General features: G+C 66.8%; 8 protein-coding genes. 4 read left to right on the forward strand and 4 right to left on the reverse strand.

Annotation, left to right across the window (positions count from 1 at the left end; genetic code table 11):
* The 4 genes from ACNA0R_RS04095 to ACNA0R_RS04110 form a co-directional block, all read right to left on the reverse strand.
* Positions 1-6,771 (reverse strand): two-partner secretion domain-containing protein (locus ACNA0R_RS04095; protein ID WP_415824647.1); only part of this gene is annotated, 6,771 nt, incomplete at its 3' end.
* 12 nt (positions 6,772-6,783) lie between these two features.
* Positions 6,784-8,547 (reverse strand): ShlB/FhaC/HecB family hemolysin secretion/activation protein, encoded by a 1,764-nt coding sequence (locus tag ACNA0R_RS04100; RefSeq protein ID WP_415824648.1) that lies wholly within the window; start codon positions 8,545-8,547, stop codon positions 6,784-6,786.
* A gap of 231 nt (positions 8,548-8,778) precedes the next feature.
* Positions 8,779-10,440 carry an ATP-dependent DNA ligase gene (locus ACNA0R_RS04105; RefSeq protein ID WP_415824649.1) on the reverse strand — a complete coding sequence of 554 codons (1,662 nt, stop codon included), beginning with the start codon at positions 10,438-10,440 and terminating at the stop codon, positions 8,779-8,781.
* Entirely contained in the window at positions 10,437-11,606 is a 1,170-nt protein-coding gene (locus ACNA0R_RS04110; protein WP_415824650.1) for a ligase-associated DNA damage response exonuclease, read from the reverse strand. Before ACNA0R_RS04110 ends, ACNA0R_RS04105 begins: the two co-directional genes overlap by 4 nt.
* Before the next feature lie 425 nt (positions 11,607-12,031).
* On the opposite strand from ACNA0R_RS04110, the gene glgA reads away from it, so the two are divergent.
* The 4 genes from glgA (at position 12,032) to glgB (ending at position 22,974) form a co-directional block, all read left to right on the forward strand.
* Positions 12,032-13,654: a glycogen synthase GlgA gene (gene glgA, locus ACNA0R_RS04115; RefSeq protein WP_415825018.1), complete on the forward strand. Its 1,623-nt coding sequence runs from the start codon at positions 12,032-12,034 to the stop codon at positions 13,652-13,654.
* Positions 13,655-13,887: 233 nt separating this feature from the next.
* A complete protein-coding gene (locus tag ACNA0R_RS04120; RefSeq protein ID WP_415824651.1) occupies positions 13,888-17,343 on the forward strand; it encodes a maltotransferase domain-containing protein in 3,456 nt (1,151 codons plus the stop codon).
* Between the two features lie 56 nt (positions 17,344-17,399).
* The gene (gene treS, locus ACNA0R_RS04125) at positions 17,400-20,744 is read left to right on the forward strand and encodes a maltose alpha-D-glucosyltransferase (RefSeq protein WP_415824652.1); all 3,345 of its coding nucleotides are present in this window, start codon (positions 17,400-17,402) and stop codon (positions 20,742-20,744) included.
* Positions 20,745-20,760: 16 nt separating this feature from the next.
* On the forward strand, positions 20,761-22,974 hold the full coding sequence (glgB, locus tag ACNA0R_RS04130; RefSeq protein ID WP_415824653.1) for a 1,4-alpha-glucan branching protein GlgB: 2,214 nt from the start codon (positions 20,761-20,763) through the stop codon (positions 22,972-22,974).
* Positions 22,975-22,981: the final 7 nt, after the last annotated feature.

Raw genomic sequence — 22,981 nt, forward strand, 5'->3', positions numbered from 1 at the left:
GTTGATAGCCAGGCTACCCGCATCGATCTGCGACACCCCGCTGACAAACGTCGACCACGTATTCGTCTGTCCCAGGCTGGAACTCGTGCTGGCCGTGGTACTCGTCAGATTGACATCCCGTCCCGCCTGCAAGGCGACCGTATCGCCCTTGATCAGCGCCGCGATGTTATTCAGATCCTGGCGCGCATTCAGATTGACGTAGCTGCCCTGGATCGTCCCCGCCGAACTGTTGATGATGTTGTCGGCCACCATGATCGTGGCGTCGCGTGATCCCACGGTGCCCGTATTGGTGATGGTCCCGCTGGCCTGCAGCGTGGTGTTGCGACCGGCCATGAGCGTGCCGTCGCCCTTCAGATCGCCGTCCTGCACGACCAGATAGACCTGCGGGACCAGCACGGTCTGCGTGCTGCCGTCCGGCAGCGTGACCGTCTGGTCGACCAGCCACACCATGTCGCTGGTCAGGTGCTTCATCTGCTCGTCGCTCAGCGGCGTGCCGATTTGCAGGCCGTATTGCTGCGCGAAGGTGGCGCCGGCGGTCAGCAGGGCCTTGTATTGGGTTTCGTTGTCGGTGTAGTCGCCAACGAAGCGCTGGCCGGTGGCGGCGATGATCTGGTCGGTGACCAGTTTCTGTTCGTAGAAGCCGTCGCCCAAGCGCTTGAGCGTGTCGGCGTTCTGTAGATAGGGATTGGTGCCCGACGATCCGGTCGTGGCCCCTGACGTCACTGCGGACGTCGCCGCGGCGGCGATCGCGGCTTGCGTGGGCGACTGGTTGGCTGCCGACGTGCCGCCAGCCGGAAACGACGTCGCCGCGGATGCGCCAGCACCCGGGCCGCGCACCGATACGGAACCCGGGGCAGCGACAGCGCCCGGCCCAGAGACTACGCCGGCACCGCCCAACAGCGCGAGCAAGTAGTCGCTGGATATCGTCGGCTTGTTGCCCGTGAAGCGGCTATCGGTCGCTACCAGATAAGGCGAGTTCGCCGCCGGCACGACGGTATAGAGCTGGTTGTTCGGCACGCTGGACGGCGGCGTGACCGTGCGGACGATGCCGGAATTTGGCAGCGATACGCTGGTGATCGTCGGCGGGCGGACCGTGCTTACCGGTGCGACGGCGCCCGGCGCAGTGACGCCAGTGGCCGGCAGCGTGGCATTGCCGCCGTAGCTGGCGACGGCCAGTTCGATGGGCTGGATGCTGAGCGTGCCGCTGTACGGGGCGATGTCGTAATGACGGCTGTCGTTCTTTTCATAGGTGTAGAGCTCGCGGCCGGTGGCGTCGACGCGTCGTTCGCCGGTGGCGCCGATGTTCTGGATCGTCGCTCCGCTGGCATTCAGCGCGCCGCCCGCCACGATCTGGCTCTTATCGTTGACGACCGAGCCGGATAAAGAGGCGTTGCCGCCGACGATGATCTTTCCGGGATCGGTGGAAACCGTGCGGCTTTCGCTGACGTTTTCCGCGACTTCGTAGATGGTGAAATCTTTCACCAGGCGGTTGTTGAAGTCCTGGTTGAAGGCCAGGACCTTGGCGTTCAATTCCAGGTAGGCATCCAGGAAAGGCTTGTGCGCGGCGTCGTAGACCGCCTGCATGGCATCGCAATTGATGGTGCAGTTTTCACCGTACACGGGCACCGGCGGGAGCGGCGCCGCCGGCGGTTGGACGCCGAATATCTGCCAGATCTTGGCGTCCAGCGGATAGGTGAATTCTTCCGGCGACGTAACGCACCAGGAATCTTCCGCCGTGCAGGACTTGATGGGTTCGTAATACGGCAGCCGGACGGGCGAGTCGTAACCCTTCTTGCCGCGTCCGCCGGCCGCGTAGTCGAATGGCGGGCCGAAACGGTCTTCCGGATAGGTCGTGGACGGCAGCAGCAGCCGGCGCTCCTGATCGTCATCCAGCCATGCCGGATCCTTGCTGCATTGGGGCGTGGTCTGGTCGCACAGCCAATAGACGCTGCCATCCAGCATGTCGGTGGAGCCGTTCAGGCGGTAGTACACCTTGTCGCCCGAACTGACCTGCACCACTTCGCTGGAAAAATGGTTGTTCTTGTTGTTGATCGCCACCGCCGCGATGCTGGCGTTGCCGTCGGCCTGTATGGTGGCGGATTCGTTGTTTACTGACTGAGCCTGGCCGATGGCCTTCCAGTTGCCGTCGACACCACCGCCGATGGCAAGGTTGCCCGCGGCATAGATCAGGCCATGTTCCAGGTTGTCCAGCCTGCCGACGCCCAGATCCATGTCGCCGCGCGAGGCAATGACGCCCGCGCCCGCGGCGCCGACATCGTTGAGCAAGTAGCCGGTGGAAATGGCGAGCGTATCGCCGTAGATGCGGCCGGTGTTGTGGACGCTGCCGGCCTGGATGCGGGTGACCTTGCCGTCGATCAGGCCGGCGTTGTCCAGCGCCTGCGAAACGCTCAGTGTGGTAATGCCCCCGGAGACGATCTCGCCGCCGGCGCGGTTAGTCAGGTTCTGCGCGCCGATGCCCAGGTTGCGGCCGGCGGATATCTTGCCGCTGTTGTCCAGGTTGCCCGCGATGGACAGCGTGGCGTCGCGCCCCGCCGCCAGTACGCCGGTGTTGTTCAGGTTGCCGTTCACCATCAAGCCCAGATCACCCTGCGATTGCAGCGTGCCGGTGCCCGTCAATGCATTGGTCGTGACGGACAGGCGCTGGCCGGCGGCGACATTGCCTGCTTCGTTCGCCAGCGTGCCCACGGTGATGTCCGCGGTGCCGCCGGAGCTGATCAGGCCCGCCGCGTTCTGCAACTGGCTGGCATTCACAGTCATCACCTGGCTCGCGGCCAGCGTGCCGCGCGTGTTGTCTATCGCGCCCGCGCTGATGGTGACGGTCTTGCCGACGACGCCCAGGGGCTGGGCGGGATTGCCGGACGGGGTGTCCGTATTGAGCAGGTTCGATGCGGACAGGGACAGCACGTTGTTGGCCTGCAGCAGGCCGCCGACGTTGTCGATCGCACCGGGCGTCGTTACAGTCAGGTCGCTGGCGATCATCTTGCCGCCGCGATTGATGACCTGGCTGCCGCTGGCCTGCAACGCGCCGTTCGTGGCGATGGTGCCCGACTGATTGTTCACCGTGCCGGTAAACGTCAGCGACATATCGCCGCCGGAGGAAAGGTTGCCGCCGCGGTTGTCCAAGGTGCTTCCCGACAGCGCCATGGTGCCGCCGTAGAGCGAAGCGCCACGTGCATCGATCGCGCCGGCGGTACTGGCTTTGAGCGCCTGCGTGGCGGATACCGTGCCGCCAGCCAACATCAGGTTGGCGGCGTTAAGGGTGACGTTAGCGCCGGCGGTGGCCAGGCCACTGTTGGTGAACGTACTGCCGGAGACGGTCAGGCTGCCCGGCAAGGCGATCTGGCCCTGGTCGTTCAGGCCGGCAATCAGCCGGCCGGTGTTGTTCACGGCTGCATTGGTGGTCACACTGGCGTTGCCCGCCGATACGACCGTGCCGCGGTTGTTCACATCGCCGCCGGCCTGCAGCGTGGCGGCTTGGCCGCCTGACAGCAAACCGTCGTTGTTCAAGCTTGAACCGGTGTTCAACGCGAGCGTGCCGGACGCCTGTGCGCGCGCATCGGCGGCGACGGTGGTGGCGCCGCCGGCTGTCGTGCGCAGGTCCCCGCCCAGCGCGGCGGTGACGCCGCCCAATGCCAGGTCACGCGCGGCGCCTAGGACGATGCCGCCGTTGGAAGACGTGGTGCCTTGGACACGCATGTCCCGCGCGGCGTTGGCCGTCAGTGTGCCTGCTGCCTGGGTGCGGGCGGCCGCATCCAGGACGATGTCGCCGGCGGTCGATGCCAGGCCAAGGGTGTTGTTCATGGACGCGGTGGTGCCGGACAGCCCCATGTTGCCCGCGGACCGCAGCGTGACCGCGCCATCGGAGACCAGCTTGCCAGCGGAGGTAAGCTGGCCAGCCGCATCGATGTTCATTCCGCTGGCCGACTGGACGACACCGGTGGCGTTCACATTCAGGTTTCGGCTATTCAGCTTCAGGCTGGCATCGCTGGAGGCGATGCCGCTGACCGTGGCGTCGCGCGCGGCGCGCAGCGTAAGGTCGCCGACCGAAGAAAGCGCGCCCGCCAGCGATAGGTCCCGGCCCGCCTGGGTATCGAGCGTCGTCGCGGCCTGGACGCGGCCAGCGCCGCCAATCAGCACGTCATTCCCGCCTGCCAGCGATAGCGCGCCACCCAGGGCGGCGATGGTGCCGTCAACGCGCGTGTCGCCGGCCGCGTTCACGCGCGCGGCTTTGTTGGCCGACAGAATGCCTGACGCGGCCAGATTGCCGCCCGACTGCACGGCAATGTCACCAGCGGCCTGCGCTCGGCCGTTGGCGCCGACGGTCATGTCGCCACCGCTGCTCAGCGCGAAGTTGCCTACCGTCGCCAATGTGGTGCCGTCGATCTGCAGATTGCGCGAGGCCGCGATGGTCAACGGACTGTTGGCGGAAACCGTGCCGGCGATCGCCATGTCCCTGCCCGCGTTCAGGGTCAGCGCGCTGCCGCTGGGGGCGACGCCCGTGGTGCCGACCAGGCCGGCGATGGACATGTTCGCCGCCGCATCGGCGCGCACGTTGCCGTCCGCCTGGACCTTGGATGCGTTGCCCAGGACGATGTCAGCGCCGGCGTTCAGCGTCGCGTTGCGGCCGCTGGCCACCTGCCCGTTGACCGTCATGCCGGCCAAGGATTGCAACGCGACGTCGCCCAGCGCGGCGGATGAGCCCGACAGCGCCATGGCGCCGCCGCTCGACGCGACAAGGCCGCCATTGGCCTGCATGCCAGCGCCCGCGAGCTGCGTCAGGCCACCGGCGGCGTTCAGCGAGATGTCGCTGCCCGCCGACACTTGTCCGCCCAAGGTCAATCCGTTAGCCGATCGGAGCGCGACGACGCCCTTTCCTACCGTGACGCCGGACAGGGCCATGGCCCCCGTCGAAGAACCTGAGATCGATCCGTTGGTCTCCAGCCGACCGTTGCTGCCCTGCGCCAGGCTGCCGCCGGCATTCAGCGCGATGCCGCCGCCCGACGACACGCGCCCGTCCACCGACATGGCGCCCGGCGAACGCAAGTTGACGACGCCGCCGGCCGACGTCGTACCCGCCAAAGCCATCGCTGCGCCGGACGTAGCGGCGATCGCACCATTGGTTTCGATGCGTCCGCCTCCGCCCTGCGTAAGGTTGCCGCCAGCATTCAAGGAAATATCGCGGCCCGCGGATAGCTGACCGTCCGCGGACATCGCGCCCGCGGACTGCAACGTGGCCGTGCCTTGTGCGACCGCCGCACCGGCCAAGGCGATCGCGCCGCGCGATGAGGCCGCCAGGGCGCCGTTGGTTTCCATGCGGCCGCTGCCGCCTTGCGTGAGGTTGCCGCCCGCGCCCAGCGAGATATCGCCGCCCGCGGATACGCGCCCGTCCATGGCCAGGCTACCCGGCGCCTGTACCGTGACGGCGCCCAGCGCCACGCTGGTGCCGGACAAGGCGATTGCGCCGCCCGATGCGGCGGACAAGGCGCCGTTGGTCTCCATGCGGCCGGCGCCGCTTTGCGTGAGGTTGCCGCCGGCATTCAAGGAGACATTGCCGCCCGCCGACACCAGGCCATCGACCGCCATGCCGCCGCGCGATTGCACGCCCACAGCGCCTTGCGATGCCGCGGTGCCGGACAGCGCCGCCACGCCGCCGGCCGAAGCGGTCAAGCCCGCGTTGGCCTGCATGCGTCCATTGACGCCCTGCACCAGGTTGCCGCCCGCGTTCACCGCCATACCGCCAACGGCGCTGACCGCGTTGCCAACCGCCACATCGCCGGCGGCGTTCAGCCGCACATCGCCGCCCGCCGCGACGGTGCCGTCCACCGTCATGGCGCGCGCGCTGTCCAACTGCAGATTGCCGGCCGCCTGCACCTTCCCGGACGGCACGATGCGCACGTCGCCCGCCGCGCTGACCTGCAGGTCGCCGGTCATCGCCGTCAAGTTGCCGCCGATATTCACGCCGACGCCGGCCTCGGTGCCGATCAGGCGGATGCTATTGGCGTACATGCCGCCCAGGGCGGCCATGTCCAGCGCGACGGCGGGCGCCGCATCCTCGCCGGCCTTGGCTTGCACGCTGCCGTCGTTGTAGCCAACGTTAGCGGGACCCGCCACCAGGTTCAGCCGGTTCGCCCACACCGACGCATTCAGCGACAGCGTACGCGCGATCAGGTCGACTTGATCCAGGTTATCGCCATACAGCCCCTTGCCTTCCACCGACAGGCGGCCGCGCGTGACATCGAAGCCCTGCACGCTGCCGTCCGGCCCGAGGATAGGCATCCCCGTCGTCAACGTGCCGCGATTCGCGTTCAGGAAACCGCAGCCGTCGCAGGTAATGCCCGCCGGGTTGGCGACGATGACGTTGGCGCGATTACCCGCGACTTCCATGAAGCCGCGCAACTGCGAAGGGTTATTGCCGGTCACCTGGTTCAGGATGACGGCCGCGCGGCTGTTGCCCAGCATCGGATTGCCGCCGATCGCGCCCGCCAGCTGACTCTGGCTGCCCGCGCCGCTGTTGTTCAACACGACCCCGGACGGCCCGACGTTGAATTGCGTAAAGCGGTTATTCGAAACCCCACCCGCCGAAGGCGGCGCGATGTTCACGATAGGCACGCCGTTCCCCGCCACGCCCACTACGGGCCGCGGCCCGCCGCCGGTCTTGTCGACGGAGATAGGCAGCGTCTGCGCCAGCACGGGCGTCCAGACCTGGGTGAATATGACGAGCGTAACGATCGCGGAGCGCAGCGAGAACATGATGTGATCCGGTCAGAATTCGAACAGCACGGAAAAGGCGATGGTGGGCGAGTCGGTCTTCAGGGCGTCGGGCTTTTTCAGCGGCCAGCCGGCGGACAAGTCGTAATTGGCGGCGACATAGGGCACCGCCACGCGCCCACGCACGCCGACCACGGCGCCGACCAGCGTCTGGCCCGCCAGGAACTGCGCGGCGGGACCGCTGACACGGCCGGCATCGATGCCGGCGTATAGCTGCTGGCCGCTATCGCCCAGCGCCAGCGACAAGTCGTTGCGCCAGGACCAGCCGCTTTCGGCGGACAAGGTCATCTGCCCGTCGAAGCCGCGCACCGAATAGCGGTTGCCGATCGTGAAGTAGTCGCTGGGCACCAGCGGTGTCTTGGCGTGCTGCCATTGCCAGCCGGCCTGATAGGCCAGACGCTGCCCCGCCAGTTGGAAAGGCAGATAAACGCCCAGGTTGGCGAGCAGCACTGTGCTGCGCCCGTTCCAGTCGGGATCGCCGATGACGACGCCCGGCTGATTCGACATGCCGGGCAAAGTGCTGCGCACCCCGCCACCGGCATCCAGCGCGGCGCTGCCGATGTACTGCCGATGCGACAAGTTCAGCTCATAACCAACGACGTCGCGGTGCTGCACGTCGATGTCGATGTCATCGATGCTGTTGCTCGACCACTTGCGGAACATCTTGGCGGTGACGGTGCCCTTGTAGTCGGTGCCGCGATACGGGACCACGCTGATGCCGCCGTCGATCTGTTTGCTCGTACCCTTGTAGAGTATGGGTTCGTCGAAGCCCGCGACGGTCTGCCGATAAGTGGATTTGCTGGCGTCGGCGAACAGCGTCCAGTAGCCGAACGGGATGCTGTAGCTGATGGAGGACGAGCGCGCGCCGGCGTCGTCGTTCTTCATGTCGGCATTGCTGTTCCACGCGACCGAAAGCTGGTCGTAAAGGAATAGCGGCGAATCCAGGACCAGGGTGGCATTGACCTGATTCTTGCCGGTGGAATCGAGGCCGGCGTTATCACCGCCGACGTAGGCATGCCAGCGTTTGCCACTACCCGGGTGCAGCACCAGGTCCGTCTCGCCCAAGGCGGCGCCGGGCACCAGGTCGATCTTGGCGTCGGCCTGGCCCGCCAGCCGGCGGATGTTTTCCAGCGCCTGGTCCAGGTCGCGCTGATCGAGCGCGCTGCCGGGGCCGCTGGGCAGCGCCATGCGCCACCAGCCGGGCATGCCCTCGCTTTGGACCTTGGCGATCGTGCCGGGGATGTAGCGCAGGGTCAGCGTGCCCGCGGCCAGCGACTGCTCGGGGACCAGGACGCGGGAGGTCACATAGCCATGGTCGATAAGGCGGGCCTGCAGGTCCTTCTGCAGCGCCTGGAGTCCACGCCCACCGACGCAGCGGTCGACGGCCTGGGTGGCGGCTTCAGCCAGCCATTCAGGCGGCTGGGGGTCCTGCCAGGTGACGGCGCGGATGGCGAAGCATGGTTTTTCTTCGGGGAACTGCAGTCCGGAAGGCGCTTTCGTTGTCGCCGGTGGTGTGAAGACGTCCGGACGTTCGGCGGCGCGTGCACGCTGCGCTTCGGTTTCCTGGTCCTGGCGGCGCTGGAGTTCGGCGCCGGCATTGGCGGCACTCGTGGCACTTGTGGCACTCGGGGCATTTGACCGGTCGGCCGTCTGCGCCGAAGTGTCATTCTCGTTCAGAACACCGGCGGCAAGTGTCAGGGCCAGGAGCCACGATAGTTTGGCGCGGGGCGCGCGCTTTATGTCCGGCAGTAGCGTCATTTCCTATTTTGTATACATTTATTTCCTTATAGTTCTTAATATATCCAAAATTGGAAGCATTATGTCGATTAGTAATCGTTTAATTCCAAAGACTAAGTCAGTGCGATTTAACGGAAGCTCCGTGCGCGAGCCTGGAAACCCGTTCCACATCAATTACTTATTCAGAATCGTCCTACCGGCCGTTCGGAATCAGACGTCACCCACAGGAACGGATCCGCCGCTCAGGCGTAGTCAACCGCCCTCTCGAGACACATCTGGCAACAACGCCGCCAGCGTCTCCAAGGTGTCCGCATCCTGCGGCGTCTTGTCCTGCCGCCAACGCAGCATGCGCGGGAAGCGCACCGCGATGCCGCTCTTGTGGCGCGCGCTGCGGGCTATGCCTTCGAACCCGAGTTCGAATACTTGTGTGGGTTCCAGGCTGCGGACCGGGCCGAATTTCTCGACGGTGGTTTTGCGCACGATAGCGTCGACCTGACGGATTTCCTCGTCCGTCAGGCCGGAGTACGCCTTGGCGAAGGGAACCAGCCGACGTTCCGGGGCTTCCGGCGGTGCGTCCCAGACGGCGAAGGTGTAGTCGGTATATAGACTGGCGCGGCGGCCGTGGCCGCGTTGGGCGTAGATCAATACGGCGTCGACCGAAAACGGATCGACCTTCCATTTCCACCAGACGCCGCGGTCCTTGGTGCGGCCGACGCCGTAGTGGGAGTCCGCCGCCTTCAGCATCATGCCTTCGACGCCCAATGCTCGCGAGGCCTCGCGTTGGCGCGCCAGCTCTTGCCAGTCCGCGCCGTGCAATAGCGGCGACAACACCAGCGCGGGATCCTGGATGCCGGCGGCCAGGCGTTCGAGCATGGCGCGACGTTCGGCCTGCGGTCTACCGCGCAGGTCTTCACCATCGAGTTCGAGCAGGTCGTAGGCGAGCAGCACGACAGGCGCGTCGGCGAGCAACCTGGCGCCGACCGTTTTACGGCCCAGGCGCTGTTGCAGGTGGGCGAAGGGCTGAACCCTGTCCTCTTTCCAGACGACAATTTCGCCGTCCAGCACCGTGCCTTCGGGCAGGCGATTGCCCAGGCGCAGCAGCTCCGGAAAGCGTTCGGTGACCAGTTCCTCGCCGCGCGACCAGACCCAGGTCTGTTCGGCGCGGCGCACCAGCTGGGCGCGGATGCCGTCCCACTTCCATTCGATCTGCCAGCGCGACGGCGGGCCGAGCAGGTCCGGAAAGGCAGCGGGATCGCTGTTCAGGGGATGGGCCAGGAAGAAGGGATAAGGCTGGCCGTCGAGGCGAGCCTGACCTTCATGCGTGACGGGTTCCAGCAGGCGCTGGAACACTTCGGCCTGCGGACGGGCGCCGATATCGGTATAGCCGATCAGCCTCTGCGCCATATGCCGGGTTTCGACGCCGGCAACTTCGGCCAAGGCGCGGGTCAGCAGGAGCTTGGAGACGCCCACTCGCATGGAGCCGGTCATCAGCTTGGCGCAGACGAAGCGGCCGTGCTGGTCCAGGCGCGTGAACAGGTCGTTCAGGCGATAGAGGATTTCGGCGGGCGGCAGGCCGCGTAGCGGCAGCAATCTTTCCTCCACCCATTCCGCCAGGCTGGCGGTGTCCGAGACGCCGGGGTCGGGCAGCAGCAGCGACAAGGTTTCCGCCAGGTCGCCGACCGCCTGGTAGCTTTCTTCGAACAGCCACTCGGGAATGCCGGCCGTTTCGGTGATGAACTGGCGCAGGACCTTGGTCGGGACCAGTTGGCGCGGCTTGCCGCCGGCCAGGAAGTAGGCGGCCCACGCGCCGTCGGCGGGCGGGGCGGTACGGAAGTAGTCACGCATCGCCGCCAGCTTGGCGTTGCTGGAGGTGGTGGCGTCGAGGCGGGTGTAGAGGTCGGCGAAGTCCTTCACGGGGCTGCGTCCTCCCGCCCGTCCGCGCCGGCGGCCGGCGAGCCGGCCGCTCCCGCGTCAGTATCGGCGTCGGCACCCGTTCCGGCGCCAGCGCCGGAACGGGCATCGACATCGGCATCTGCATCGACGGCAGCCGCATCCGCATCCGGCCCGCCGCCCTGCTCCTTATCCGGACCGCCCTCATCCTCTTCCGCACCGTATTCGGTGGTGAAGGACTCCGCCTGCAGCCCTTGCTCATTCAACCAGCGCACCAGGACGGCGACGCTGCCATGCGTGACGATGACGCGCTCGGCGCTGGTGGCGCCGATGGCCTTGCCCAACCCCGGCCAATCCGCATGATCGGACATCACGAACCCCCGATCCACGCCGCGCCGCCGGCGTGCGCCGCGCAGGCGCATCCAGCCGCTGGCGAAGGCGTCGGCATGCTCGCCGAACCGCCGCGTCCATGGCGTGCCGCGCGCCGACGGCGGCGCCAGCACCAGCGCGCGGCGCAAGTCCGCCGGATCGGCGATTTCCGAAACGGTGAGGGTCGGCGGCATGGATACGCCGGATGCCCTGTACACGCGATTCAGTCCTTCGACCGCGCCATGCGCGACGATAGGCCCGATCGACGCATCCAGCCCATGCAGAATCCGCTGCGCCTTGCCAAAGGCATAGCAATACAGGATCGAGGCCCGGCCTTCCGCGGCATTGGCGGCCCACCAGCCATTGATGGCGGCCCGCACGTCCGCCACGTCATCCCAGCGGTAGACCGGCAGGCCGAAAGTGGACTCGGTAATAAAGACGTCACACGGTACCGGTTCAAATGGGTCGCAGGTGCCGTCTTCCTGCAGCTTGTAATCGCCCGAGGCCACCCAAACCTGGCCGCCGTACTCCAGCCGCACCTGGGCCGACCCCAGCACGTGGCCGGCCGGGTACAGCGTAATGCGCACGCCGTTGTGCACCCGTGTCTCGCCATAGGGAACGGCATCCAGGTCGACATCGCCGACCCGTGCGCGCAGCACGCCGGCGCCCGGCGCCGCCGCCAGGTAATGGGCGTGGCCGGACCGTGCGTGGTCCGAATGCGCGTGCGTAATGATGGCGCGTTCCACCGGACGCCAGGGGTCGATGTGGAAATCGCCCGGCGGGCAATACAGGCCTTCGGGTCTTGCGACGATCAAGTCCATAGGTTCAACGGCAGGCTGCGCGGAGCGCGACCACAGGATGCGTGGCCGGTTGATCAATCTCAAAGCGCCCGCCTGATGGCCGACTTAGTCTGACCGGGCAAAGCGCCGCAGGCGCAGAGCAAGCCGCAAGCCGCGATGACGTCCCCCGGGTTACCAAAGTACACATCGTGGCAGGCTGTCCATGAGCAAAATAGCCAGTATTCGCCGTTCCCAACTCCCCTGGGCACGCTGCTTGCCAAGATACATGCATCCGGTCCCTGGCCGGTTGCGGATAGCAGCGAAGTATCGCGTATAGAAATTACGTTGCGTGTCATTTCCTACGCGAGAGACAGTAGCAATCGTTACCCGCGCCGTCTTCCGACCTTTCGTTGTCTTCGCCTGGCGCGTCCCACTTTTTCCCGGACGCGCTTTCTTTGGAGTAGGTAATCGTGTCGCGAAAAATCCTGGCTGTTACGTCGGAAGCGTATCCCCTGGCAAAGACCGGGGGCCTGGGGGACGCCGTCAGCGGCATGGCGCGCGCCCTGCATGAAAGCGGCACATCCATTACGCTGATGCTGCCCGCCTACCGCGGCGCCATCGACAAACTGACCCAGGTAAGGGAAATCGCCCGCTTGCGCCGCCTGCCGGGCGGCGAAGCCCGGCTGCTGCATGGCATATGTCCCGCGCTGGGCGGCGTGCCGGTGCTGCTCCTGCGGAACGACAAGCTGTACGACCGCGACACCTTGTACACCGACGCGGAAGGCCGCGAATACGAAGACAACGCCATCCGTTTCGCCGCGCTGGCGCACGCCGCCGCCCGCGTGGCCGCCGGCACCACGCGCATCCCCCGCCCCGACATTGTGCACGCCCACGACTGGCACACCGGTCTGGTGCCATTGCTGGTGCGCGATAAGGGCATCAACGTACGCACCGTGCTGACCATCCACAACATGGCCTTCCAGGGCGTGTATCCGATGGACATGGCCGGCGCGCTCGGCATACATCCCAGCCACCTGTCGGTGGAAGGCATCGAATACTGGGGCAAGCTCAGCTTCCTGAAAGCCGGCATACGCCACGCCGACCGCATCACCACGGTCAGCCACACCTACGCGCGCGAGATCCTGACGGAACGCTTCGGCTGCGGCCTGGAGGGCGTACTGGCCACGCGACTGCACGATCTGCTGGCCGTACCCAACGGGATCGATCCGGAAGAATGGGATCCCGCCAACGACATACATCTGGACGGCTATCAATTCAGCGCGGGCGACATGGACAACAAGCCGCGCTGCAAGGTCCGCCTGCAGCGGCACTTCGGCCTGACGGAAAACCCGCGCGCGCCGGTCCTGGTCATGGGCAGCCGCCTGACCTCCCAAAAGATGGCCGATCTGGCGGTACAGGCCATTCCCCGCGCGCTGGACGATTACCCGGACCTGCAGGTCGCCGTGCTGGGCCAGGGCGAAAAATGGATAGAAGCGTCGCTGCGCCAGTTGCAGCGCTGCTACCCCGGCCGCTGCGCGGCGCGCATCGGCTTCGACGAAGAAACCGCCCACATTCTGCACGCGGGCGGCGACATGCTGCTGCATGGCAGCCGCTTCGAGCCCTTCGGGCTGACCCCGCTGTACGCGATGCGCTACGGCACCATCCCCATCGGCTCACGCGTCGGCGGGATGGCCGACACCATCACGGACCCCGGCGTGCGCGCCGGCCGGGACGCCATGCGCAACGCCACGGGCGTGCTGTTCGACGGTGACAACGCGGAAGCCATGGCCGGCGCCATCGCCCGCGCGATGAGCCTGTATCGCCGGCCGGCCATCTGGCAGGCCATGCGCCATCGCGCCATGACCACCGACTTCAGTTGGGAGCGCGTGGTGCCCAGCTACGACAGCCTTTACCGCTCTTTGATGCCGGACGGTACGGTGCAGCATGCGCCCGCGGCCGCGCCCACCGTGTCGCGCCCGTCCTTGCTGGACCAGGTCACCGCCGCGGCTCGCCCGCTGGCCGTGGTCGGGATCGGCGGACGATCCAACAAGGATGGCGCGTCCAGCGCGCTGAGCGCCGGCGCCGCCTGAAGCGCATCTCCCGCGAGGCCCCGCCCACGGGCTGAGCCGGCTGTCGAACCATGCCGTGGCCCCGCCGGGTGTATTCCGCCCGGCGGGGCCGTCCTTGCAACCCCACCATCGCGTCCGGGCCCTGCGCTTGCGACGCGATCGCCGCGTCCGGGCCTCCGGCTTGCGACGCCGCGATCGCGGCCCGCGGCCTTGCCCGTCACTTATCGATCAACGAGACAATCTACGAGCCCTCAATGCGCATTTATTACGTCCATCCCGTGCTCGCCGGTCCGCTAACCAATAATGCCGCCGGGCGCTGGCCGGCCATCTGCGCGCGCGCCAAGGCGCTGGGCTTCGACACGCTGATGGTGGCGCCGCTGGGCGCGCCGGACCCCGCCGGCAATCCTTACGTGCCCAGCGATCCCGGCCGCCTGAATCCGGCGCTGGGGGAGCTGGCCCTGGACGAAACCCTGGCCACTTTGTCCTCGCTATGCGACAAACACCGGCTTGCGCTGATGGTCGATCTGGTGCTGGACCGCGTGGCCGCCGGCGGCGCGATGGCCCATGCCCATCCGGATTGGTACGAGCACCCCGACGGCGTGGATGCGCTGCGCGATCCGCGCAAGCCGTTGGAAGAACGCCATGCGCTGCCGCTGCGCCGCGATGGCGGCGTGGCGCCGGCAGGGTTCATCGCCGATTGGGTGGAACGCCTGGGCCTGTGGGTGCAGAACGGCGTCGCGGGTTTTCGGTGCATGTCGCCGCATCACCTGAACGCGCCGGAATGGCGCGATTTGATGGAGGGCGTGCGGGCGGTGCGTCCGGACACCCGTTTCCTGGCGTGGACGCCGGGCCTGAATCCCGAGCAGACCGGGCAGCTGGCCGGCGCCGGCTTCGACGGCGTGTTTTCCTCGCTGCCGTGGTGGGACTATCGTTCGCCCTGGCTGATGGAAGAGTACACACGGCTGCGCCTGGTGGCGCCGGTCATCGCCGCGGCGGAAGCGCCCTATGCCAAGCGCGTGGCGGCCTGGCGCCATGACCAGCATGGGCGCTACCTGAACGCGGCGCGCGCCATCTGGACGGCGGCCGTGGTCGGCGACGCCGGGATTTTCGTGCCCATGGGCTTCGAGGACAGCGCCGTCGAAACCATCGAGCTGGACGGCGGCGACGGCAATCCCGACCAGTGGTACGGCGAAAGCTCGGTGGAAGCCGCAAGCCGCGAAACGGCTGCCCCGGGGCGCTCGCCCAGGAAACGCGGCAGCGATATTCCCGAAAGCGATCCCCACCCTACCCTGCATGGCGACATCGCGATGGTGAACCAATGGCTGACCCGCACGGCGGGCGCGGCCGGGCCGCTGCGCAGCCTGCTGGGGCCGTTGTCGCCCGTCACCGCGCTGTTCCGCGGCGATGGCCACCCTTACGCCCTGCCCGGCAACGGCCGCGCGGCCGCGCGGCTGGTCGTGCTGAATCCGGACGACTACCGCGACGCTCCTGTCGATTGGGATGCGCTGGGCAGCCGCCTGCCCGATACCTACGCCCGCCTGGACATGTGGGACGCCGACCAGCCTGCCCGCGACCTGCCCGAGCGCCTGGCGCCCGGCGCCATCGTGCGGCTGGGCGCCAGCCGCCTGCCGCCGGTGCGCATGCCGGCCTCCGACGAAGGCCGCACGTCCGTCACCGCCGCCATGCGGGCGCCGCGCGCCGTCATCGAACGCGTCACGCCGGCGGTGGACGACGGCGCGTTCCCGGTCAAGCGCGTCGTGGACGAGCCCATCCAGGTCGAAGCCGACGTTTTCATGGACGGGCACGAGCACATTGCCGTCGCCCTGTTGTGGCGCGCGGCCGACGAACGCGAGTGGCGGCGCGAGCCCATGACGCTGCTGAATAACGACCGCTGGCAAGGCGAGTTCGTGCCGCGCCGCAACGGCCGCCATTATTTCGTGGTGCAGGCATGGTCCGATACCTGGCATTCCTTTACGGAAGGCTATGCCAAGAAACATGAGGCGGGCGTGGACGTCGCGTTGGAAACCGCCGAGGGCCGGCAGGCCATCGCCGACGCGGTGGAACGCCTGCCGGCCGATTCGCCCGCCGCGCAGGTGCTGCAACACGCGCTGCGCGTGTTGGGCCACGAGCCCGAAGCGGCCAAGCCGCGCCGCGGCCGCCGCAAGACCGATGCGGCGCCGCCGCCGGTGTTCGCCGCGCCCACGCCCGAACAGGTGGCCGTGCTGCTGGCGGAGGAAACCACCGAAGCCATGCGGCACGCCGACGCCCGCCCCTTCGAAACGACCACGCCGGTGGAGTATGCCGTGACGGTGGACCGCCCGGCCGCGCGCTTCTCCAGCTGGTACGAAATTTTCCCCCGATCGCAGACAGACGATCCACGGCGCCACGGCACCTTCGACGACGTGATCCGCGAACTGCCGCGGATACGCGCCATGGGCTTTGACACACTGTATTTCCCGCCCATACACCCGATCGGGCGGCGCAACCGCAAAGGCCGCAACAACACCCTGAAGCCGGGGCCCGACGATCCCGGCAGCCCCTACGCCATCGGCGCGGAGGAAGGCGGCCACGACGCCCTGCACCCGCAGCTCGGCACGCTGGCCGACTTCAAGCGCCTGATCGATGCGGCGCACCGCCATGAACTGGAGATCGCGCTGGACTTCGCTATCCAGTGCTCGCCCGACCACCCCTGGTTGAAAGAGCATCCGGAATGGTTCGACTGGCGGCCGGATGGTTCGCTGAAGTACGCCGAGAACCCGCCCAAGAAATACGAAGACATCGTGAATGTGGATTTCTACGGCCCGCAGGCCGGCGCGTCGCGCCAGGCCGGGCTGTGGCGCGCGCTGCGCGACGTCGTGCTGTTCTGGGTGGCCCAGGGCGTGCGTACCTTCCGCGTCGACAATCCGCACACCAAGCCGCTGCCCTTCTGGCAGTGGCTGATCGCCGACGTGCAAAGCCGCCATCCCGAAACCCTGTTCCTGTCCGAGGCGTTCACGCGGCCCAAGATGATGTACCGGCTGGCCAAGGTAGGCTTCAGCCAGTCGTACACCTACTTCACCTGGCGCGACACCAAGCAGGAGCTGACGGAGTATCTGACCGAGCTGAACGCCGCGCCGCCGGCGGAGTTCTTCCGGCCGCATTTCTTCGTGAATACGCCGGACATCAATCCGCGCTTTCTGCAGTCGTCGGGACGCGGCGGTTTCCTGATACGCGCCGCCCTGGCGGCCACGCTGTCGGGACTTTGGGGCGTCTATAACGGCTTCGAACTGTGCGAAGCCACGCCGGTGCCGGGCAAGGAGGAATACCTGGATTCGGAGAAATACCAGATCCGCATCTGGGACCATGACCGCCCCGGCAACATCGTGCGCGAAGTCACGCAACTGAATGCGATACGGCGCGCCAACCCCGCGTTGCATACGCATTTGGGCTTGCGATTCCACAGCGCATTCAACGATAACGTGCTGTTCTTTTCCAAGGCCACGCCGGAACGCGATAACGTGGTGCTGGTGGCCATCAGCCTGGATCCCCACAACCCGCAGACGGCGCAGGTCGACCTGCCATTGTGGGAGTTCGGACTGCCGGATCACGGCACACTTTATGCCGACGATCTGGTCGACGGTGGCCGCCAGTCCTGGCAAGGCAGGCAGCAAACCATTTATCTGCATCCGGGTCAGCCCTACCGGATTTGGCGGGTCGCGGGCATGGCTTGATCCCCGGAGTCGGGGCGGCCCGTGAAAACAACAGAGACACGCAAGCGAAGCAAACCATGACCGACAGCACCGTCAATACTCCCGACCGCGATGACCCGCTCTGGTACAAGGACGCGGTCATTTATCAGTTGCACCTGAAATCCTTCTATGACGCCAACAATGACGGCGTCGGCGATTTCGCGGGGCTGATCGAAAAGCTGGACTACATTTCGCAGCTGGGTGTGAATACCATCTGGCTGCTGCCCTTTTATCCATCGCCGCGGCGCGACGACGGCTACGACATCGCCGACTATCGCGGCGTGCATGCGGACTATGGCTCGCTGCCGGACGTCCGCAAGTTCATCCGCGCCGCGCACGCGCGCGGCCTGCGCGTGATCACCGAACTGGTCGTGAACCATACCTCCGACCAGCATCCCTGGTTCCAGCGCGCGCGGCGCGCCAAGCCGGGATCGGCGGCCCGCAACTACTACGTCTGGTCAGACAACGACCAGGCCTATGCCGGCACCCGCATCATCTTCCTGGATACGGAAAAGTCGAACTGGACCTGGGACCCGGTGGCGGGCGCGTATTTCTGGCACCGCTTCTATTCGCACCAGCCGGACCTGAACTACGACAATCCGCAGGTGCTGAAAGAAGTACTGGCCGTGATGCGCTATTGGCTGGACATGGGCGTGGACGGACTGCGGCTGGACGCCGTTCCCTACCTGGTGGAACGCGAAGGCACCAACAACGAGAACCTGCCGGAAACGCATGACGTCCTGAAGAAAATCCGCGCCACGCTGGACGCCGACTATACGAATCGCATGCTGCTGGCCGAAGCCAACCAGTGGCCCGAGGACGCGCAGGAATACTTCGGCAAGGGCGACGAATGCCATATGTCCTTCCACTTCCCGCTGATGCCGCGCATGTATATGGCCATCGCGCGGGAAGACCGCTTTCCCATCACCGACATCATGCGGCAGACGCCGGATATTCCGGAAAACTGCCAGTGGGCCATCTTCCTGCGCAACCACGATGAATTGACGCTGGAGATGGTGACCAGCAGCGAGCGCGACTATCTGTGGGACGTCTATGCCGCCGACCGCCGCGCGCGCCTGAACCTGGGCATCCGCCGGCGCCTGGCGCCGCTGATGGAGCGCGACCGCCGCCGTATCGAGCTGATGAACAGCCTGCTGTTCTCGATGCCGGGGACGCCGGTCATCTATTACGGCGACGAACTGGGCATGGGCGACAACGTGCACCTGGGCGATCGTGACGGCGTGCGCACGCCCATGCAGTGGTCGCCCGATCGCAACGGCGGGTTCTCGCGCGCCGACCCGGAAAGGCTGCCGCTGCCGCCATTGATGGGGCCGCTGTACGGCTATGAGGCGGTAAACGTGGAAGCGCAGCAGCGCGACCCGCATTCGCTGTTGAACTGGACGCGCCGCATGCTGGCCACGCGCCGGCAGACGCGCGCCTTCGGCCGCGGCACGCTGCGCTTCCTGTTCCCCGGCAACCGCAAGATCCTGGCTTACCTGCGCGAATACGAAGACACCGTGATCCTGTGCGTGGCCAACCTGTCGCGCGCCCCGCAGCCGGTCGAGCTGGACCTGTCCAGCATGAACGGCCGGGTGCCCGTGGAATTGCTGGGCGGCACGCCCTTCCCGGCGATCGGCGAGCTGCCTTATCTGCTGACCTTGCCGCCCTACGGCTTCTATTGGTTCGAACTGAGCACGGTGGCGTCGCCGCCATCCTGGCATGCGACCCATCCGGAACAAATGCCCGAGTACTACACCCTGGTGCTGCGCGGCCGCACCGGCTATGACCTGACGGAAGGCGCGGTGCGCTCGCTGCGGCAGGACGTGCTGCCCCTGTATCTGGCGCGTCAGCGCTGGTTCCCCAAGGACCGCAAGGTCAACTTCGCCCAGGCCGCCTATGCGGTGCAGCTGAAGGACACCGAGTACGAATGCTTCATCGCCGAGCTGGAGATGGACTTCGACGGCAAGCCGGCGCGCTTCCTGTTGCCGGTGGCGCTGATCTGGGGCGAAACGCTGCCGCCGATGGCGCAGCAGTACGCCCTGGCCCGCGTGCGCCGTGCCGCCGAAATGGGCATGCTGACCGACGCCTACACACTGCCCACCTTCATCCACGCGCTGGTGCGCGGCCTGCGCCGGCGGCTCGAACTGCCCGTGCCGCGCGCCAATCCGCCCTGCGTGCTGCACTTCCGCGGCGAACCGGGCCTGGACGCGCTGGACTTGCCGGACGATCCGGAAGTGACCTGGTTCACCGGCGAACAATCGAACAGTTCCATGACCGTCGGCGGCGTGGCGATGCTGAAACTGATCCGCCACGTCGTGCCGGGCGTGCATCCGGAAGCCGAAATGACGCGCCGCCTGACGCAGGCCGGCTACACCAACAGCGCCCAGTTGCTGGGCGAGATCGTCCGCGTCGATGAAGACGGCACGCCGCACACCCTGGCCTTGATGCATACCGTCATCACCAACCAGGGCGACGCGTGGAGCTGGACGCTGGAATACCTGAAGCGCACGCTGGAAGCCGCGGCGCTGACAGCGGAAAGCGCGGAGGATTATGCCGAAGACCTGAAGGGCTACACCGCCTTCGCCTGCGCCATCGGCAGGCGCCTGGGCGAACTGCACGCCGTACTGGCCCAGCCCAGCGACGATCCGGCCTTCGAACCGCACAAGGCCACCGCCGCCGACGCCCGCAAGCGCGCGGCCGACGTCACCGCCATGCTGGACCGCGGGCTGAAGCTGCTGAAGGAAAACGTCAGCAAGCTGGAAGCCGCTTGCGCGGACAAGGCACGACGGCTGATCGATCTGCGCGACGAACTGGCCGCAGCCGTCAAGACGCTGGCCCAGAGCGAGATCGGCACGCTGCATATCCGTATCCACGGCGACTTCCACCTGGGCCAGGTGCTGGTGGCGCAGAGCGACGCCTACATTATCGACTTCGAGGGCGAACCGGCCCGCTCGCTGGAAGAACGCCGGGCCAAGAGCAGCGCGTCGCGCGACGTGGCCGGGCTGTTGCGGTCCTTCGATTACGCCGCCGCCACCGTCGCCAATGGCTTCGGCGATGCCGAAGCCAACGTCACCGAAGTCCAACCCGCCGAAACGGTGCTGCGCCATCGCCGCCGCGATCTGATCGTGCATTTCCGCGAAGTGGCCAATCAGGCATTCCTGTCGGCATACCGCGAGGTTTCGCGCAATGCCGAGCCCCGTTGGATGGATGAAAGCCAGGAGGACGCGCTGATCGACCTGGCCCTGATCGAAAAAGCCGCTTATGAAATCGCGTACGAGGCAGCCCACCGGCCCGACTGGGTCAGCATCCCGCTGAACGGCCTGGCCGCGCTGGCGGATCGCCTGCTCGCCAAAGAGCCGGCCGGGCCCGCCAACGCTGAATAGGAACACCGGAATCAACATGACGTCCGCCTCTACCTTCGAGACCATACCCGATGCCTTGCATGGGGATATCGACGCTTTGCTTACCGGCCGGCATGCCGATCCCTTCGGGGTGCTGGGCCCGCACCGGGATGGCGACCGCACGGTGATCCGTGTCTTCGCGCCGAATGCGCAGGGTGTCGTTCTGCTGCGCGCCGGCTCAGGCGCGGAACTGGAACTGCGGCACGTGCGCAACGGCTTCTACATGGCCGACGCGGGCGATCTGCCGGTCGGCCAGCCCGACGCCTATCGGCTGCGTATCGACTGGGGCGGCGCCCAGCAGGAAACCGCGGACCCCTACGCCTTCGGCCCGCTGCTGGGCGATCTGGATCTGTACCTGATCGGTGAAGGCCGCCATGAATCGCTGGCCGATTGCCTGGGATCCCACGTCATCACCACGCAGGGCGTGGATGGCGTACGCTTCGCCGTATGGGCGCCCAATGCGCGGCGCGTTTCCGTCGTCGGCGATTTCAACTCCTGGGACGGCCGCCGCCATCCCATGCGGCTGCGGCACAGCGCCGGGGTCTGGGAACTGTTCATCCCCGGCCTGCAGGCCGGCGAACGCTACAAGTACGAGATCATCGGCGCGCACGGCAACCTGCTGCCGCTGAAGGCCGATCCCCTGGCACGCCAGACGGAAATGCCGCCGGCCACGGCGTCGGTCGTGCCCGAGCCGGGCGATTTCAGCTGGACCGACGATGAATGGATGGCCGGCCGCGGCGCGCGCCAGGCGCCCGAAGCACCCATGTCGATCTACGAAGTCCATGCCGGCTCCTGGCTGCCGCGCGACGGCGACCATGAAGACAGCGTCTGGGAGCGGCTGGGCGACCGCCTGGTGCCCTACGCCAAGGACATGGGCTTCACGCACATCGAGCTGATGCCCATCATGGAGCACCCGTTCGGCGGATCCTGGGGCTACCAGCCGCTGGGGGTCTTCGCGCCCACGGCGCGCTATGGCACGCCCGCCGAGTTCGCCCGCTTCATCGACCGCTGCCATGCGGCCGGGCTGGGCGTCATCCTGGACTGGGTGCCGGCGCACTTCCCCACCGATACCCACGGCCTGGCGCAGTTCGACGGCACCGCGCTGTACGAATACAGCGATCCGCGCGAAGGCTTCCATCCGGACTGGAACACCCTGATCTACAACCTGGGCCGCACGGAAGTACGCAACTTCATGGTGGCCAGCGCGCTGGAATGGGTGCGCCGCTACCACGTGGACGCCCTGCGCGTGGACGCCGTTGCGTCCATGCTGTACCGCGACTACAGCCGCAACGCCGGCGAATGGATACCGAACCGCTACGGCGGCCGTGAAAACCTGGAAGCCGTGGACTTCCTGCGCGACATGAATGCGACCGTGGCCAAGTTGTGCCCCGGCGCGATTACCGTGGCGGAGGAATCCACCGCCTGGCCCGGCGTGACCGCGCGTCCGGAAGACGGCGGGCTGGGGTTCACCTACAAGTGGAACATGGGATGGATGCACGACACGCTGCGCTACATGCACCACGAGCCCGTGCATCGCGCCTATCACCATCACGACATGACCTTCGGCATGGTGTACGCCTATTCGGAGCGCTTCATCCTGCCGCTGTCGCATGACGAAGTCGTACACGGCAAGGGATCGCTGCTGAACAAAATGCCGGGCGACCGCTGGCAGCAGTTCGCCAACCTGCGGGCCTACTTCGGTTTCATGTGGACCCATCCGGGACGCAAGCTGCTGTTCATGGGCGGCGAGATCGCCCAATCGCGCGAGTGGAACCACGATGCCAGCCTGGACTGGCCGGCGCTGGACGATGGCCTGCACCGCGGCGTGCAGCAGCTGGTGCGCGACCTGAACCAGCTGTACCGCGAATTGCCGCCGCTGCACCGCCACGATGGCGATCCGAGCGGTTTCGAATGGGTGGTCGGCGACGATGCCGGCAACAGCGTCTTCGCCTACCTGCGCAAAGACGGCGACCGGCATGTACTGGCCGTCTGCAACTTTACGCCCGTGCCCCGCCAGGATTACCGTATCGGCGTGCCGCGCCCGGGATGGTGGCGCGAACGGCTGAATACCGATGCCGGCGACTACGGCGGATCGGGCGTCGGCAATGGCGGCGGCCGCCATACGGAAGAGATCGGCTCGCACGGGCAGGCGCAGTCGCTGTCGCTGACGCTGCCCCCCTTGGCCACGGTGATATTCGAGCAAGAAGGATAGACCGCCC

Source organism: Bordetella sputigena (assembly GCF_965137885.1).
Lineage (GTDB): Bacteria > Pseudomonadota > Gammaproteobacteria > Burkholderiales > Burkholderiaceae_B > Bordetella_C > Bordetella_C sputigena.

Excerpts from the sequence above, each read along its gene's own strand:
- ACNA0R_RS04100 (WP_415824648.1), bottom strand. The coding sequence starts at position 8,547 with ATGACGCTACTGCCGGACATAAAGCGCGCGCCCCGCGCCAAACTATCG.
- ACNA0R_RS04110 (WP_415824650.1), bottom strand. The coding sequence starts at position 11,606 with ATGGACTTGATCGTCGCAAGACCCGAAGGCCTGTATTGCCCGCCGGGC.
- ACNA0R_RS04120 (WP_415824651.1), top strand. The coding sequence starts at position 13,888 with ATGCGCATTTATTACGTCCATCCCGTGCTCGCCGGTCCGCTAACCAAT.
- treS (WP_415824652.1), top strand. The coding sequence starts at position 17,400 with ATGACCGACAGCACCGTCAATACTCCCGACCGCGATGACCCGCTCTGG.
- glgB (WP_415824653.1), top strand. The coding sequence starts at position 20,761 with ATGACGTCCGCCTCTACCTTCGAGACCATACCCGATGCCTTGCATGGG.